This window comes from Streptomyces sp. NBC_00876 (assembly GCF_045207435.1).
Classification (GTDB): domain Bacteria; phylum Actinomycetota; class Actinomycetes; order Streptomycetales; family Streptomycetaceae; genus Streptomyces.
Map to the genome: position 1 here is coordinate 7,761,810 of NZ_CP108800.1, position 15,230 is coordinate 7,777,039.

The 15,230-nt window shown below is 70.5% G+C and carries 15 protein-coding genes; 6 read left to right on the plus strand and 9 right to left on the minus strand.

Translation table 11 applies throughout. The annotated features are described in order from the left end of the window. Positions 1 to 109: 109 nt before the first annotated feature. The 3 genes from OG782_RS33905 to OG782_RS33915 form a co-directional block, all read right to left on the minus strand. Positions 110 to 985, minus strand: a complete 876-nt coding sequence (locus OG782_RS33905) for a universal stress protein (protein ID WP_406457638.1) — start codon at positions 983 to 985, stop codon at positions 110 to 112. Between the two features lie 161 nt (positions 986 to 1,146). Next, positions 1,147 to 1,818, minus strand: coding sequence for a CBS domain-containing protein (locus tag OG782_RS33910; protein ID WP_406457640.1), 672 nt, complete (start codon positions 1,816 to 1,818; stop codon positions 1,147 to 1,149). 72 nt (positions 1,819 to 1,890) lie between these two features. After that, positions 1,891 to 2,568, minus strand: a complete 678-nt coding sequence (locus OG782_RS33915) for a CBS domain-containing protein (protein ID WP_406457642.1) — start codon at positions 2,566 to 2,568, stop codon at positions 1,891 to 1,893. 278 nt (positions 2,569 to 2,846) lie between these two features. Here OG782_RS33915 and OG782_RS33920 point away from each other — a divergent pair, with 278 nt between their 5' ends. Next, on the plus strand, positions 2,847 to 3,743 hold the full coding sequence (locus tag OG782_RS33920; RefSeq protein WP_406457644.1) for a universal stress protein: 897 nt from the start codon (positions 2,847 to 2,849) through the stop codon (positions 3,741 to 3,743). Between the two features lie 144 nt (positions 3,744 to 3,887). Here OG782_RS33920 and OG782_RS33925 read toward each other — a convergent pair whose 3' ends face one another. From OG782_RS33925 to OG782_RS33940, 4 genes are all read right to left on the minus strand, one after another. Then, positions 3,888 to 4,298, minus strand: a complete 411-nt coding sequence (locus OG782_RS33925) for a DUF302 domain-containing protein (protein WP_406457645.1) — start codon at positions 4,296 to 4,298, stop codon at positions 3,888 to 3,890. A 121-nt stretch (positions 4,299 to 4,419) separates the two neighbouring features. After that, the gene (locus OG782_RS33930; protein WP_406457647.1) at positions 4,420 to 5,187 is read right to left on the minus strand and encodes an FAD:protein FMN transferase; all 768 of its coding nucleotides are present in this window, start codon (positions 5,185 to 5,187) and stop codon (positions 4,420 to 4,422) included. After that, the gene (locus OG782_RS33935; RefSeq protein ID WP_406457649.1) at positions 5,180 to 5,617 is read right to left on the minus strand and encodes an FMN-binding protein; all 438 of its coding nucleotides are present in this window, start codon (positions 5,615 to 5,617) and stop codon (positions 5,180 to 5,182) included. Before OG782_RS33935 ends, OG782_RS33930 begins: the two co-directional genes overlap by 8 nt. Before the next feature lie 9 nt (positions 5,618 to 5,626). After that, positions 5,627 to 6,988, minus strand: coding sequence for a ferric reductase-like transmembrane domain-containing protein (locus tag OG782_RS33940; protein WP_406457651.1), 1,362 nt, complete (start codon positions 6,986 to 6,988; stop codon positions 5,627 to 5,629). Positions 6,989 to 7,158: 170 nt separating this feature from the next. Here OG782_RS33940 and OG782_RS33945 point away from each other — a divergent pair, with 170 nt between their 5' ends. The 5 genes from OG782_RS33945 (at position 7,159) to OG782_RS33965 (ending at position 11,668) form a co-directional block, all read left to right on the plus strand. Beyond that, positions 7,159 to 7,893 carry a response regulator transcription factor gene (locus OG782_RS33945; protein ID WP_406457653.1) on the plus strand — a complete coding sequence of 245 codons (735 nt, stop codon included), beginning with the start codon at positions 7,159 to 7,161 and terminating at the stop codon, positions 7,891 to 7,893. Then, a complete protein-coding gene (locus OG782_RS33950; RefSeq protein ID WP_406457655.1) occupies positions 7,890 to 9,314 on the plus strand; it encodes a sensor histidine kinase in 1,425 nt (474 codons plus the stop codon). The genes OG782_RS33945 and OG782_RS33950 overlap by 4 nt, the downstream gene beginning before the upstream one ends. Positions 9,315 to 10,071: 757 nt before the next feature. Beyond that, the gene (gene panD, locus OG782_RS33955) at positions 10,072 to 10,497 is read left to right on the plus strand and encodes an aspartate 1-decarboxylase (protein ID WP_406457657.1); all 426 of its coding nucleotides are present in this window, start codon (positions 10,072 to 10,074) and stop codon (positions 10,495 to 10,497) included. 30 nt (positions 10,498 to 10,527) lie between these two features. Continuing rightward, entirely contained in the window at positions 10,528 to 10,890 is a 363-nt protein-coding gene (locus OG782_RS33960) for a GNAT family N-acetyltransferase (RefSeq protein ID WP_406457659.1), read from the plus strand. A 139-nt stretch (positions 10,891 to 11,029) separates the two neighbouring features. Next, on the plus strand, positions 11,030 to 11,668 hold the full coding sequence (locus tag OG782_RS33965) for an aspartate/glutamate racemase family protein (protein WP_406457661.1): 639 nt from the start codon (positions 11,030 to 11,032) through the stop codon (positions 11,666 to 11,668). Between the two features lie 407 nt (positions 11,669 to 12,075). Here OG782_RS33965 and OG782_RS33970 read toward each other — a convergent pair whose 3' ends face one another. Next, positions 12,076 to 13,437, minus strand: a complete 1,362-nt coding sequence (locus OG782_RS33970) for a diaminopimelate decarboxylase (RefSeq protein WP_406457663.1) — start codon at positions 13,435 to 13,437, stop codon at positions 12,076 to 12,078. Between the two features lie 106 nt (positions 13,438 to 13,543). After that, positions 13,544 to 15,187, minus strand: coding sequence for a PucR family transcriptional regulator (locus OG782_RS33975; protein WP_406457665.1), 1,644 nt, complete (start codon positions 15,185 to 15,187; stop codon positions 13,544 to 13,546). Positions 15,188 to 15,230 lie beyond the last annotated feature (43 nt).

Genomic DNA, 15,230 nt, shown 5'->3' on the forward strand with positions numbered 1-15,230 from the left:
GGGCCGTAGACCTGGAGCGGGGTGCGGATAGTGAGCCCCTCGCCGCCATGCATGTCTGACTGATCGAGCCGTGAGCGTTGCCCGGAGTGTTGAACAGGGGCGACAGCCCTTAGGCGTGTGCGATGACGGCGACGGGAGTGCTGGAATGGTGGAGGACCGCGTGGGTGACCGGCCCGATGTGTGTTCCCACCGGTGACTGTCGAATGCGTCGGCCGACGATGACGAGTCCTGCCTCTGAGCTGCTGTCGAGGAGGTCCGTGGCGGCGTGCCCGGCGCTCGCTCGAGTGGTGACGTCCACAGCGGGGTGTGCTGCCCTCCAGGGGCTCAGAGCGTCTGCCAGCGCGGCGTTCGCGTTCAGTTCGAGCTGGGCATGCACTCTCGGATCGTAAGTGGCGCCATGTCCGACCAGTGGAGGCAGTGACCAACTGTGCAGGATGTGAAGGGTGCAGGCCCGCCGTACCGCTTCATCGAATGCGAACGCGAGCAGAGCGTCGCAGGGGCGGCTGATGTCCACTCCCACCACCAGGTCATGCGACGCGTGCCGACCGCTCGTGTGTGGTGCCGGGTCGTCATCGGCCCGCACCATGACGACCGGCCGCGCCGTCGCCCGGATGACCGCCATCCCGACCGACCCGAGTACGTATCCTGTGACACTGCTCAGCCCGCGTGCACCGAGGACGATCATGTGTGCGTTCGCGGCCGAGTCCCGGAGTATGTCGGCCGGCTTGCCGACGAAGGACTCCGCACTGACTTGAAGTTCGCTGTACCTCGTGCGTAGATCATCGGCGGTTTCGCTCAGCAATGCCGGGACTCTCATGGGGTGCGTGTCGATCGTGGGGACAGGGAGGGCGAAGGGGGGCCATCGGTCCACGGCGTGGACGAGCCGGAGGGGCAGCTTCCGCAGAAGCGCCTCTCGCGCTCCCCAACGGGCTGCAGCGTCGCTTGCGGGGGATCCATCGAGTCCGACGACGATGAGGTCGTTCATGGGTGCCTTCCCTGGCGGGGTCGCATGAGGGGGCATCTCCTTCCCTGCCGCCGCCGAGGAGGAGCGGTGGGCCGGGTCGGGCCATCCGATGCTTGGCTGTGGTTGCCTCGGGCGTAGCGGCCCGACAGTGCGTGCCCCCGTCCGGGCCTTGGCATGGACTCTCAGACTGCTGGATCAGGCAGGTCGTCAGCGTCGTAGGTGAGGTGGGTGGAGACCGAGACCACTCCGTCGACGGTGGCGCACATGCGCTCGATTGCGGGGATTACGCTCCGGAGCGGAAGCCGGCCGCTGAACTCCACCCGTCCGTTCCGCACTTCGACGGTGAGAGCGGCCGGATCGAGGCGCAGCGTTTCGGTAAGTACGTCCTCATTGATCTCCCGGCGGATGTCGGCGTCCTCGCGGAGGAAGATCTCCAGCAGGTCTCGGCGACTGACGATCCCCACCAAGCGATCCGCATCGTCGACGACGACGAGCCGCTTCACCTTGTGTACTTCCATCAGCCGCGCGGCCTCAGCCACGGTCCAGTCCGGACGGGCGCAGACGGGCGGCGCGGACATCAGCTCCTCGGCGCGCGTTCCCTCGGCTTTGGCCCGCTCCCACGCCTCCAGTCCCGGTACGGCCGGCCGGCCGTCCGGTGCGGTGACCAGGTCGGCGGTCTTGCGGAGCAGGTCACCCTCCGAAACCACCCCGGCCACCCGGTCACTGCTGTCCAACACCGGCACCGCGGTGACACGGTGCTCCGCGAGCAAGCGTGCGATCTCCTTGAACGGGGCATCGCCGCGGACGCTCACCACCTCACGGGTCATCAGTTCTTCGATCCTGCGATGCCGCATCATCCGCTCCTTCCGTACACACGGCCCGGACGTTCTCGTCGTCAGGCATGACCGGTGCCACCCGAGGAGACCTCATCGAGGCTGGTCCACGTCGAGGGCGAGATTGTCGTAGGTGTAGTCGATCGACTCGTGCAGGGTCACCACTCCGTCCACCCAGCGGCAGAGGCGCACGATCACAGGGATGTCGGCGCGCTCGTCGACATGCCCCGTCAGCGTCACGACTCCCTCCTCCACGGACACGTCGATCGCTTCAGGGGACAGGCGCAGGGTGCCGACCAGGACGTCATGCTTGATCTCGTCGCGGATCGCGGAGTCGCGGCGGAGGAAGGGCTTGAGCAGATCGCTGCGGCTGACGATTCCGACGAGCCGCCCGGTCTCATCGGATACGGGGAGCCGTTTCACACCTTTGCGGTGCATCGTCCGGGCCGTCTCGACGAGACTCCACCCCGACTGCGCTGCGACGGCCGGGGAGGTCATCAGGCCGGCCGCCGTCTCCGCGTCGGGCATCCCGCGTTCCTCGGACAGCAGCCGGACGCCCGCCCAGCGGCCCTCCAGGTCCGGAAGTCCAGCAGTGGCCCGCAGCAGGTCGGCCTCGGAGACCACGCCAAGAAGGCGCCGGTGCTCATCGACGACGGGAACCGCCGAGATGTCGTTCTCCCTGAAAAGACGGGCGGTCTCCTTGAAGGAAGTCGCAGGATCGGCCGTGACCACGTCGTGCGTCATCACCTCGAAGACGGTGCGGTGCTGCATGACGTTCCTCCTTCACGGATGTGCCGAACGCGGCACCTCCCACTCTGGTGCCGGGTCCGAGGCCGTGGGCAGTGCCGAACGGTCCCCTCCCGGGACCATCGGCCCTTCGAACGCAGGCCGGCCGGGACGCAGCGGCAAGGCAGGAGCCCTCGTCGCGGACGGGTGGAGGGGCGACGCGGCCGTGCGGGTCATGTTGGGGCCGGCCGGCCCTACCCCCGCGACGGACTCCGGTGCGAGCGTGGGACCGAGCCACCCTGCACCGGGAAGGAGTGGGGACGATGGGATCGCCCTTGGTGGTAGGAGTGGATGGGTCGGACGCCAGCCTCACGGCAGTGGACTGGGCAACCGACGAAGCGGCACGACATGGATGGCCGCTGCGCATTGTGCATGCCTCACTGTGGGAACGGTATGAGGGGGCCGTGCCGGCCTTGACCACCGACCGGCCCGCCGATCAGATCCTTGCGGAGAACATCGTCGGTGTGGCCGGAGAGCGGGCCGAACGCCGCCGACCAGGACTCACCGTAACCACGGAGGTGCTCGCCGAGGACGCGTCGCGAGGTCTGCTCAGGGAGGGAGAAGCAGCCGCAGCCCTTGTTGTCGGATCCCGGGGCAGAAGTCGAATCGCCGGCCTGCTGCTGGGATCGGTCGGTCTCACCATGGCCGCACGTGCCCACTGCCCGGTTGTCGTCGTCAGAGGAGACCGGAAGGCACTGGAGGCGCGACATCAGCGCATCCTGTTGGGCATCGGGGGCAAGGACGCGGAGGCGCCCGCCGTGCGGTTCGCCTTCCGCGAGGCGGCAGTCCGGCACGCGGAACTGGAGGTGCTCCATACCTGGCGTCGGCCGGCGCATGAACCGGTCGAGCACCCTCACCTCACCGGTGAGGTGACGGAATACGCGCAGAGGGCGTCGGAGCTGCTCGACCGTGCCCTGGAGACGACGGTGCGTGAACATCCCCAGGTGCGCGTCCGCAGGAGTACGGTCGAGGGCCCCGCCCACAAGGGGCTGACACAGCGCTCGGCCGCCGCGGACCTGTTGGTCGTCGGAGCACGACGGAGTGACGCGCTGATCGGTCTCGAACTCGGCCGGGTCGCACATCGGGCGCTGCACCACGCCTCATGTCCCGTCGCCGTAGTGCCTTGGTGCCGCCCGGCGTCCGCGGACGGAGATCTGTGAACGCACCGGCCGGCTTGCCGAGGCCACCGAACTCAGTGCCGTCGCCGGGCCCCGTCAACGCGCACCATTGCGGGCGGGGAGCGGTAGGCACCGAACTGGCATGCGTTCCTCCTCCCACCGCCATGTAGGTGATCATTCCAATCCCTATGAGTGCCCGCCGCCCCTTTCCTCCGCCAGAACTGCGAGGGCGGCGTCCAGGAGGCGGGTCGCCTGCTCCGCGACCGGCTCCATGGCATCGAGGCCGGTCAAGGCGACCATGGTGGCGGGGTCGACGGCCTGCACGACTACGTGGTCGCCGGCCGCTCGGACAACGACATTGCAAGGAAGCAACAGCCCGACTGACGGGTCTGCTTCCAGTGCCTGCCGGGCCAGAGCCGGATTGCAGGCACCGAGAATGAGGTACTGCTCCATTTCGTGACCGAGCTTCGCCTTCAGCGTGGCCTGCATGTCGATTTCCGTGAGCACGCCGAAGCCCTGGTCTGCCAGAGCCTTGCGCACAGCTGCGACGGTCTCGTCGAAGGTGCCACGCAGTGTCACGGTGCGGTCGTAGGACATGGGTGAGACCTCGTCTCCTTCTCGCGATCGGGGCGCACCTCCAGGGTGCGGGCCGGCCTCGCCGGGCGCAGCCGGACAGCGGGCGAGCCGGATTCGTGGCGGCCCATCGGCTGAGGCCACCTCACACTCCGTATCGACTGAACCCCGACGTCCGCCAGAACCGGCCGTTGGGCAGAATCGCGAGCGCCTCGTAGCCATCCATCGATTCCAGCCAGTCCCGTGCGTCCCGGCCCCTGGCGAAGGCTGCGGTGGCGTAGGCGTCGGCCATGGTCAGCCTGGGCCCGATGACGGTGAGGGCAGCGAACGCGGTGGCAGGTGCACCGGTGTGCGGGTCGAGAATGTGGGCGCCGCGTTCGGCGGTGCCCGAGGTGGCAATGGCCATGGTGCGGTCGGCGGTGATGACGGTGGCCAGTTCGCCGGGGTGCAGCGGGTGTGCGATGCCGACACGCCAGGGGCTGTTCACGGTTGCCTGGCCACGGAGCTGGAGGTCGCCGCCGCCGTTTACACAGCTGTTGTGCGCGCCTGATGAGTGGAGAAGTTGAGATGCGGCTTCGGTGGCCCAGCCTTTTACGAGTCCCGAGGGGTCGAGCGTTCCGGCCGGCGTCGTGCTGAACCAGCCGTCGGTGACATGGGTGGCCTGTGCGCAGAGGGCCAGCACTTCATGGACTTCGGGCGGGCAGTCGCCGAGATGGATCTCGCCACGTCCGAGGCGGCTGATGTGGCTGTCGGGGCGGTAGGTGGAGAACACGGTGTCGACCCGGTGGAGCAGTTGTACGGCCTCCTGGACGGCGTTGTGGATGGCCGGAGTGGGCTCGTCCCGGATATCGAAGGAGAAGACCGTGCCCATCACGTGCTCGACGTGACGCAGCGCGGGCGCGGTGTCAGGCATGGGCCTGATCCAGCGCGCTCTGCAGGGACTGGATGTAGCCCTGGCTGGTGTAGCTGGCGCCGGAGACGGCGTCGATGTGCGCGCTCTGTGCGCCGAGGGCTTCGTGGGTGAGGCGGGGCAGGGCGTAGGCGGCGAGTTGCTGGTCGCGGCCGTTGCTGTCCGGGGCCTGAAGAACCTTGACTGCGGTGATCTTTCCCTTGGAGAGGGTCGCTGCGACCTGCACGGTCCCGTACTGGGTGTCGACGGGATCGCCGGTGAACGTGCCGGTGCCTGTGGATGCGCCCGGCGAAGTGCTTGTGGAGGTGTGAGGAGATGACGAGGGCGTTGACGGCGGGCTGCCGGCGATGGCGGGGAGATGGTGGGGTTTGAGGGAGAGCAGCGCGATGACCAGGGCGCTGATCCCGGTGGTGGCGAGGACGGCTCTGCGCATTGCTTCTCCTCAGAACGCGAACGACTCGTGGTGGATGCGCCGTGCGGGTACGCCGGCTTCCTGTAGGGCGTTCTTGGCGGTTTGTGTCATGCCTGGCGGGCCGCAGACGTAGACGTCGTGCGAGGCCAGGTCCGGAACCAGCGCGCTCAGCCCGGGGGCGGTGAGAGGGGATGGGTGTCCGTCGGGTTCGTCGACGAGATAGTGCACGGTGGCCTGTCGGCGTGCGGCTATCGCGTCGATTTCACCGCGCAGGGCGAGGTCGTCGGGCCGGCGGGCCCTGTAGACGAGGGTTACCTGTCCCGGCAGCGTCTCGAAGAGGGTACGCAGGGGTGTGATGCCGACGCCGCCGGCCAGGAGCAGGACCTTGGGTGTCGTGCGGCGGTTCGCGGTGAAGGCGCCGTAGGGCCCCTCGGCCCAGACCCGGGTGCCCGGAGTCAGGTGGGCCAGGGCGGCGCTGTGCCCGCCTGCGGTCTTGACAGTGATGCGCAGGTGGCGGGGGTGTGCGGGGGCGGAGAGGGAGTAGGGGTTCGCTGTCCACCACAGACCACGGGTCATGAAGCGCCAGCGCAGAAACTGTCCGGGCTCACCACCCAGCTCGTCCAGATGCTCACCGGTGAGGTGAACGGACACCACGCCCGGTGCCTCGGGTCGTACCGCGCTGACGCGCATCCGGTGGCGCAGTCCCCGCCGGAGGGGGACGGCGAACCGGTACCAGGCGAGAAGGGCGGCGACGCCGAGGAACAGCGTGTACCAGGCGATCTGGGCGGGGCGGTTGCCGACGAAGTCGGCTCCGTTGGAGAGCTGGTGTCCGAAGGCGAGAAAGACGGCGAGGTAGGTGGCGAAGTGCAGGTAGTGCCAGGTCTCGTAACTCATCCGACGGCGGGCCGCGCGGGCCGACAGGATCCCGGTGGCCAGGAGGAGCAGGAATCCTGCGGTCGCTTTGAGGAGGTCGGGGTAGTGCAGGACGAGGGTGGAGGTCTGGCTGACCACGCTGGTGTGTGAGGTCAGGGAGTAGCCCCAGATGATCAGCAGGGTGTGGGCGATGACCAGGGAGATGGTGCAGCGCCCGCCCAGTGCGTGCCAGCGGGCGAGCCGGTCTGTGCCGATCGTGTGGTCCAGCAGCGGAACACGGGCCATCAGGGCCAGCAGTACCGCACAGGCGTAACCGGCCAGGAGTCCCGTGATGCGTCCCGCCCCGGTGAGCCACCCCGCCGGCCCGACCACCGAACCTGTGTCGCTCCACCACAGGGCCAGCACCCCTGCGGCACCGGCCCAGATCACCAGAGGCGCGAAGAACGGCACGGGACTGCGGCGTGGACGCCGGTGGCGCATCCCGCGGCTCACAGGGGGAGTGGCGAGGGTGCTGGTCATGGGGCTCCTCCGGCAGGGACTTGCTCCGGCGATGGGCGGCCAGCCTCACAGCCCAACCTCTGCGTACCTTCTGAAACGGACCCGCCTGCGGCTCGCGGCACCGATTCAGAGCAAACTCAGAGGTACGCCTCACGCGGTCACGGCCCGTGCAGGGGGATGCTGGAAGGACCATGGACGAGCCGCTTGCGACATCCCTTCTGCACCGCCCGGACGGCACCCCCGTCCGAGTCCTTGTCGTCGACGACGAACCCGACGTCACGGACGTGCTGTCCGGTGTCATGACCGCGGAGGGCTGGCGGGTCAGCACCGCAGCGGACGGTGCGAGCGCGCTCGCGAGGGCCCGTGATTTCCGGCCCGACGCAGTGGTCCTGGACTGGATGCTGCCCGACCTCGACGGCCTGGAGGTCCTGCGCGCGCTCAGACGCGAGGCGCCCCGTGTGTGCGTGCTGTTCCTGACCGCCCGCGATGCGGTCGAGGACCGCATCGCGGGCATCACCGCGGGCGGCGACGACTACGTGACCAAGCCCTACAGCCTGGAAGAGGTTCTGGCAAGGTTGCGCGGGCTGCTCCGACGGGCGGGCATGACCGCCGAGCCGGGTGCGCACCGGCTGACAGTGGGGGACCTGAGCATGGACGAGGAGGCCAGGGAGGTCAGGCGCGGTGAGGTCCCCGTCGACTTGTCCCGTACCGAGTTCGAACTCCTGCGCTTCCTCATGCGCAACCCACGCCGGGTGCTGTCCAAGGACCAGATCCTCGACCGGGTCTGGGCCTACGACTTCGGCGGTCGCGCCCACATCGTCGAGCTCTACATCAGCTACCTGCGCAAGAAGATCGACGCCGGACGCACCCCCATGATCCACACCGTTCGCGGCGTCGGATACGTCCTCAAGCCGGGCACTCCATGAAACGCCCGTTTCCCCGCACCCTGCGTGCCCAGCTCACCGCCGGCCTCGTCACCCTGCTCGCACTCGCCTGCCTAGCCGTCGGCATCACTACCGCCCTGGCCCTGCGAGGCTTCCTGATGGGACGCCTGGACGAACAACTCTCCGCCTCGGGAGGCAGGTTCGCGGCCAGCCTGGAACACGAGGCACAGGCCGACAGCGACAACCGTCCCGACACCCGTGGCCAGGCCGAGTCCACCCTCGGCGCCCGGCTCCTCAACGGCATCGTCACCCAGGCCGCCGTCGTCGATGACGCCAATGACCGGCCCCTGCAGCTCACGCCCGGGGACCGCAACGCTCTGGCGACGGTCCCCGTTGACGGAAGCGGACACAGCATCCGCCTCTCCGCTCTGGGGGCCTACCGCGTTGCCGCCGTCCACGGCGACGATCAGGACACCTTGATCACCGGACTGCCCCTGCACCCGGTGGAGGAGACAGTGCACCGCCTCGAAGCGGTCGAAGCCGTGCTGTTCGGAGCTGCCCTCGTGGTCACCGGCATCGCCGGCGCCCTGTGGGTGCGGGTCTCCCTGCGCCCCCTTCAACGAGTGACCGCCAGAGCCGCGGAGGTCGCCGGACTACCGCTCGCCAGCGGCGAGATCGCCATGCCGGGACCGCTCCCGGACACAGACCCGGGCACCGAGGTCGGCCAGGTGGGCACCGCCCTCAACCACATGCTCCGCCATGTCGAGGACGCCCTCACCCGCCGCCAGGCAAGCGAGGAACGCCTCCGCCACTTCGCCGCCGACGCCAGCCACGAGCTACGCACCCCTGTCGCCAACATCCGAGGCCACGCCGAACTCGCCCTGCGCCAACGCGGACCCGTGCCCGGCGAAGTCCGCCACGCTCTGGAGCGCATCAACGGCGAGTCTCAGCGCATGACACGCCTCGTCGACGACCTGCTCCTCCTCGCCCGCCTGGACGCCGGACGCCCCCTCGAACACCAGCCGGTCGACCTGACGCTGCTGATCCTGAACGCAACGGACGACGCACGCGCCGCCGGCCCCGACCACCGCTGGTTCCTCGAACTCCCCGAAGAGCCGGTCACCGTCACCGGTGACGCCCACCGGCTCCAGCAGGCCATCGGCAACCTCCTCGCCAACGCCCGCACCCACACGCCCCCTGGCACCGAAGTGACAGTCACCGCCACCACCGGCACCACCGGCGTCTGCGTGAGTGTGAGTGACAACGGGCCGGGTATCCCCGGAGAGTTGCAACCCGAGGTGTTCGGACGCTTCGTCCGTGCTGACCAGGCACGATCCCGCAGCACCGGGAGCACGGGGCTGGGCCTGGCCATCGTCCATGCCGTCATCACCGCCCACGGCGGCAGCGCCACTGTGACCAGCAGGCCCGGACGCACCACCTTCCGGCTGACGCTTCCCGGCTGACACCGTCTCCTGCACGGTGTCCTCGGCGTCCTCGTTTCGATGCCTCCTTGTAGACCCAGCTCGTGGACATGTTGAGCATCGTGGCAACCTCAGAAGCGTCCATAACGACGGGCTCGACGCTGCGGCGCCTGCCCGACGAGTTGACATCGGTGCGGGTCTCGTCGGAGTGCGACTGCGCTTCCACGGGCAAGATGGCTCCTTGAGGCTGACCTGAGCCCGATCGCGGCATCGACTCGCACTCTGCTCTGGCCGAATCCCAAACGTCCTTGACGCCCGCCCTGTGCCACCGCCAGGAGTCACCGGACGAGTTATGGCCATGGTCGTCGGAATCGCCGGTTTGGCTGACCGGCGATCCGCGGCCGTGTTGCCGTGCCGCTTCGGCCCTTCGGATTCCTGGTGAACCATTGGTGCCTCCTCCCTGAGGCGGTGGTGAGGGGCCTGGGTCAGCTGACCCAAGGTGGTGCGCAGCCCGGATCCCCGGTGACCGCCCTCGTCCCTGACCGCCAGAGTGACGGTGATCACGGACACTCTTCGGAGGCTGCTGCGTAGGCTTGTGCAGCCGTCGCAGTGAAGTCCGGGAGGGTCGGCGAAGCTCTCCCGCAACGACTATCAGTGCGCCGGAAAGTCAGCAATTGGTCAGCATCAGTCCTCAGGAACCCTGCGAGAGCTGACCGGACATGCGACTCGTTGTAAGGTAGGGAAACAGCACTTGACCTGCAAAAACGCAGGCAGGGAGCCTATGTCCAGGAGTACCTTGATGATACGTACCATGTTCAAGTCCAAGATCCATCGTGCCACCGTGACCCAGGCCGATCTGCACTACGTCGGCTCCGTCACCGTCGACGCCGAGCTGATGGAGGCAGCGGACCTGCTGCCCGGTGAGCTGGTGCACATCGTGGACATCGATAACGGCGCCCGTCTGGAGACGTACGTCATCGAGGGCGAGCGCGGCTCCGGTGTCATCGGGATCAACGGCGCCGCCGCCCACCTCGTGCACCCCGGGGATCTGGTCATCCTGATCAGCTACGCGCAGGTCGACGACGCCGAGGCGCGCGGCCTGGTTCCGCGTATCGTCCATGTCGACGCGGGAAACCGGATCGTCGCGCTCGGCGCCGACGCCTCCGCGCCCGTGCCGGGAACCGATACCGAGCGCAGTCCGCACGCCGTTCCCGCGGCACGCTGAAGCGCCTCACCCAGCGAGGGAGCATCCGCCATGGCAGACCAGGCCGCAGAGAGCGGGCCCGACATCCGTGACGACCGGGCGGCGGGCAAGCTGCTCGCGTACGAGAACGGCGAGGCCGCCGGGGTCATCGTGTACTTCGTGATGGAGGGTGCGCCCGCCGCGCTCGTCGCCGTGCACACCGTCGTCGAGCCGGGGCACGAGGGCAAGGGCATCGGGGGATCGCTGGTCAGGGAGTTCTACGCCATGGCGGGCCGTGAGGGCGTCCCCGTCGTCCCGCTCTGTCCGTACGCCGCGAAGTGGGCGTCACGCCACCCCGACGAGGCCCCCGAGGCCCCGGCCGAGCTGGTGGAGCGGGCGAAGGGGCAGCTCGCGTCCCACCCCGAGCTGTACTGACTCCGGACGGGTCCCGACTCCGGACGGGTACGACTCCGGACGGGTGCCGACCCCGGACGGGTGCCGACCCCGGGCAGGTCCCGACTCCGGGCGGGTACGGCCCCGGGCGGGGCCGGAGGGTGCCGGTAGCGTGTCGGCGGTGACCCTCACGCTGCTGCATACCTCCGCGGTCCATGTCCCGGTTTTCGACGCACTGCGCGATGCCGGGCACCCCGGTCTTGTCCTGCGCCACGTCGTGCAGAGAGAACTGCTCGACCGGGCCGGGGTGACCGGGCCCGAGTCGGTGGCGGGCGATGTCGAGGCGCTGCTCGTCGTTGCCGTCGCCGAGGGGGCCACCGCCGTGCTCTGCACCTGCTCGACGATCGGCGCGGTCGCCGAGTCAGCCGGGGAGGCGCTCGGCATCCCGGTCCTGCGTGTCGACCGGCCCATGGCCGCGGCCGCCGTCCGCGCGGGACGGGTGACCGTCCTCGCGACATACCCCGCCACCCTGGAGCCGACCTGTGCACTGCTCGCGGAGGAAGCGAGGAAAGCGGGGCTGCCCGGCGCGGAGGTGACCACCGTCCTGGTGGAAGGCGCCTGGGAACGCTTCGAGGCCGGTGACCGTGACGGCTTCCTGGATCTCGTGGCCGCTGCGGCCGACGCGGTGACGGACACCGATGCGATCGTGCTGGCGCAGGGCTCCATGGCCGGCGCCGTCACCCGAACGACCACCCCGGTTCCCGTCCTGTCGAGCCCGCGCCCGGGTCTGGCCGCCGCGGCGGCCGTGGCCGGGTACTGAGCCCGGCCGGATCATCCGTAGCCCGTACGTATGGACTCGCCGGGCGCGGGCAGCCGGTCCGGGAGACGGTGGAGGAGAGATCCACCCCGACCGTTCGGAGGCCCGAGATGACCCATCCGTTCCCCGACCCCGTACCACCGGCGCCCACCCCCGGGCCGATGCCGGGACCGCCCCGGCCGCTGCCGGAGCCGACTCCGGTTCCGCCCGGCCCCGTGCCGGCGCCGCCCGGTCCGACACCGCCGGGACCGGCGCCCGACCCGATTCCGCAGCCGCCGGCACCCAACCCCGAGCCGGTGCCGCCGCCCGAGCCCGAGCCCTCACCGGTCGGCTGACCGGTACGGGGACCGGCTCAGCCCTCGGGCGGTAGACCGGCCGGCCCGGTCCGGCCGGTGATATCCGTCGGCGGGTCAGCCGTGCAGGTGCAGCAGGGCGTCGGCGTGCGCCAGCCCGCTCTCGGCCGAGACCGAGTCCAGCGACTGGGCGTCACGCACCGGTGCGAAGCGGACCGACGGGCCGTCCTGCCCCGCTTCGCCGCTCATGCCGAATCCGTACACCGCCGGCCGCGGAAGGCTGTTGTAGGACCACGGCGTGGAGAAGTAGTACGCGCCCGTGTCGTACAGCACCACATAGTCACCGGCCCGCAGTTCGGGCAGCTCCCGGGCGTGGGCGACGACATCCCCGGCGAAGCAGCACGGCCCGGCGATGTCCTGGACGAGCGCCGCCCCGTGCTTGGGGAGTCCCCCGGCGTCGAAGGTGCCGACCCGCAGCGGCCAGGCATCCGGCATGAAGACGGTACGGGTGGCGGTCTGGGCGCCCGCGTGGGTGAGCGCGATGCGGCGGCCCCCGGCGTCCTTCGTGTACTCGACCAGAGCGGCGATGAAACCGTTCTTGGCCAGCAGGGAACGGCCGAACTCCGTGACCAGCTCGTACCGGCCGTCGAAGAGCCCGGGGACCGCGTCGCGCAGCGCCGCCGCATAGGCGGCGAACGTGGGCCGGACCGTGTCGTCGGTGAAGTTCACCGGGAGGCCGCCACCGATGTCGAGGCCGGTGATCTGCCGGCGGCCGAGCGTCTCGTTGATCTCCTCGGCCAGCCGGTAGGTCTCGGCGATTCCGGCCGCGATCAGCTCCAGCGAACAGCCCTGGGAGCCGACATGGGCGTGCAGCCGGGTCAGCCAGGGGTGCGCCGCGAAAGCCTTCACGACGTTCTCGCGCGCGCCGGGATCGCGCAGCGCCACGCCGAACTTCGAGGTGGCCGTGGCCGTACTCATCGCGCCGATCGAACCGCCGCCGACCTGGGGATTGACCCGCAGTCCGATGGCGGACACCGCATCCGAGGGCCGCAGCGCGGCGATCCGCTCCACCTCGTCCAGGTTGTCGGCGTTGAGCGCCACACCGACCGCCAGTGCCCGGCGGATCTCGTCACGCGTCTTGGCGGGGGAGTCCAGCACGATCCTCGACGGCGCGAACCCCGCGTCGAGCGCGAGCCGGAGTTCCCCCGGGCTCGCGACCTCGCAGCCCATGCCGCACCGGGCGAGCAGCCGCAGCACGGGTACGAGCGACGAGGCCTTGGCCGCGAAGGTGTGCAGCACGGCGGGCACCCCGGGGAACGCCTCGTGGAGGGCGGCGACCGAGTCGCGGACGCCGTCCGTGTCGATGAACCCGGCGACCGGGCAGGACTCGCCGAGCAGACCGGAGGCGACGGCGTGGCGGACCGCGGCCGCGACACGCTCGGAGGAGGACCGGGCGGAGAGTGATGAGGGAAGGCTCATGGAGCCAGAGTCGGTGATGGCTGCCCCACAGGTCTCTGTCCAGCAGGACAGCATCGGCGCAGAACCATGGCCGGTTGGCCAACGGCCGTACGGGCGGAGGGCCAACCTACCCGGTGAGACGGACCGCGAGGGTGATGAGGAGCCTGGTGTCGGGGTCGTCCAGGTCCACACCGAACCGTTCCCGGGCGCGCCGCAGCCGGTAGCGCAGCGTGTTGGGGTGCACCACGAGCCGGCCCGCCGCCCGGGCGACGTCACCCGACGCGTCGAGATAGGCGGCGAGTGAGCGGACCAGCTCGCCGCCGGCCGCCAGATCGGCCCGTACGAGGTCGTGCACCGGCCCGCTGCCCGCCTCCCACACCGGCCGCACGGCATCCAGGACGCGCACGACGTCCAGCGAGGCGCCCACCCCCGCGGCGTCCGCGTACCGCGCCGGACCCGCCGCGGCGTCCCGGGCGGCGCGCCCCCGCAGCACCCGCACGATCAGTGCGGCCTCCTCGCACGAGGCCCGCACGCGCAGCGCTGTGGGGACCACCGGACCCGCACCGGCCAGGACCGGCACACCGCCCGGCAGGGACGGGGCCAGTGTCGCCAGCTCCCTCGCCAGGCCCAGGGCGTCCCGTTCCTGACCGGCCTCGACGGGAAGCAGCGCGAGCAGCCGGTCGCCGTCGCGCAGCACCCGTACCGAAGGCCGGTACGACACGGCGTGCAGCGCGAGGACATCGAGCGTACGGTCGCCCACGCCCGGGGCCGCACCGTCCCGCTCGGCGACCACGACCGCGCAGGCCCCATCGGGCGAGAACCCCAGCGACCAGGCATGGGTGCGGGCGTCCCCGTCCCCGTACAACAGGCCCCGCAGCGCGAGTTCCCTGCGACGCGCCGCACCGCTCTCGCGCAGCCGGTGCCGTACCAGGAGGGGCGCTGCGACCTCGGCCGCCAGTCGCAACGCGTCCGCGGCGTGCGGCGACAGGGTGCGCCCGTCCCCGGCCGCCCAGATGGACCCGAGCACTTCGGGACCGCTGCGGACCGCGATGATCAGGCGCTCCGGGCCGTCGGCGTCCTCGGCGCGGTGGATCACGTCCCGGGACGTCCACAGGACCCGCAGCATCCCGCTCCGGCGCAGTTCGGCGACGCGCCACTGCGGCACCCGGCCGCCCAGGATCGTCGACCGGCGAAGCCCGTCGGCCTCCGGCCCGGTGGCGGAGTGGGCAAGGACCCGGAACCGGGTGTCCTCGATGGTGATCGAGCCGCCGGTGTACTCGGCGACGGCCGCGGCGAGTGCGGTCAGACTCTCCGCACCGCCGGCCGTGATCCCGGCCGGCCCCTCGTCGCGTCCGGCCCGCGCGCAGGCCAGGGCGGAGCGCAACAGCGCGGCCGTGTCCGCCCAGTCGGCCCACTCCGCGCGGGTGAGCAGGGCGATGCCCGCCTCCTCGGCGGCGGCCAGTACCTCCGGCGCGGCGGCCGCCCCCTCCACGTCGCGCAGCACCACGCCGCAGGCGCCGCGCAGAGCGGCCGTGCGTACCGGATCCGCAGCGTCGGCGGACGGGGCCGGTGCGCCGGTCACCAGCACCAGGCAGCCGTCGAGCGGCTGCGCCGGCCCCTCGTCGCCGACCGCCACGCCCCGTACACCGACGTCCCGGCCGGCCGGGGCCAGCAGCAGGCGCAGCGTTCCGCTGTCGTCGAAGGCGAGGATCTCCCGCAGCGCGACCCCGGGCTCCGGCGATGTCGGCGAGGTGGACGTTCGGCTCGTCATGGCAGCCGAGCATACGAGCGACCGGGCGAAGGCCCGCCGTCCG

Excerpts from the sequence above, each read along its gene's own strand:
- OG782_RS33905 (WP_406457638.1), bottom strand. The coding sequence starts at position 985 with ATGAACGACCTCATCGTCGTCGGACTCGATGGATCCCCCGCAAGCGAC.
- OG782_RS33910 (WP_406457640.1), bottom strand. The coding sequence starts at position 1,818 with ATGCGGCATCGCAGGATCGAAGAACTGATGACCCGTGAGGTGGTGAGC.
- OG782_RS33915 (WP_406457642.1), bottom strand. The coding sequence starts at position 2,568 with ATGCAGCACCGCACCGTCTTCGAGGTGATGACGCACGACGTGGTCACG.
- OG782_RS33920 (WP_406457644.1), top strand. The coding sequence starts at position 2,847 with ATGGGATCGCCCTTGGTGGTAGGAGTGGATGGGTCGGACGCCAGCCTC.
- OG782_RS33925 (WP_406457645.1), bottom strand. The coding sequence starts at position 4,298 with ATGTCCTACGACCGCACCGTGACACTGCGTGGCACCTTCGACGAGACC.
- OG782_RS33930 (WP_406457647.1), bottom strand. The coding sequence starts at position 5,187 with ATGCCTGACACCGCGCCCGCGCTGCGTCACGTCGAGCACGTGATGGGC.
- OG782_RS33935 (WP_406457649.1), bottom strand. The coding sequence starts at position 5,617 with ATGCGCAGAGCCGTCCTCGCCACCACCGGGATCAGCGCCCTGGTCATC.
- OG782_RS33940 (WP_406457651.1), bottom strand. The coding sequence starts at position 6,988 with ATGACCAGCACCCTCGCCACTCCCCCTGTGAGCCGCGGGATGCGCCAC.
- OG782_RS33945 (WP_406457653.1), top strand. The coding sequence starts at position 7,159 with ATGGACGAGCCGCTTGCGACATCCCTTCTGCACCGCCCGGACGGCACC.
- OG782_RS33950 (WP_406457655.1), top strand. The coding sequence starts at position 7,890 with ATGAAACGCCCGTTTCCCCGCACCCTGCGTGCCCAGCTCACCGCCGGC.
- panD (WP_406457657.1), top strand. The coding sequence starts at position 10,072 with ATGATACGTACCATGTTCAAGTCCAAGATCCATCGTGCCACCGTGACC.
- OG782_RS33960 (WP_406457659.1), top strand. The coding sequence starts at position 10,528 with ATGGCAGACCAGGCCGCAGAGAGCGGGCCCGACATCCGTGACGACCGG.
- OG782_RS33970 (WP_406457663.1), bottom strand. The coding sequence starts at position 13,437 with ATGAGCCTTCCCTCATCACTCTCCGCCCGGTCCTCCTCCGAGCGTGTC.
- OG782_RS33975 (WP_406457665.1), bottom strand. The coding sequence starts at position 15,187 with ATGACGAGCCGAACGTCCACCTCGCCGACATCGCCGGAGCCCGGGGTC.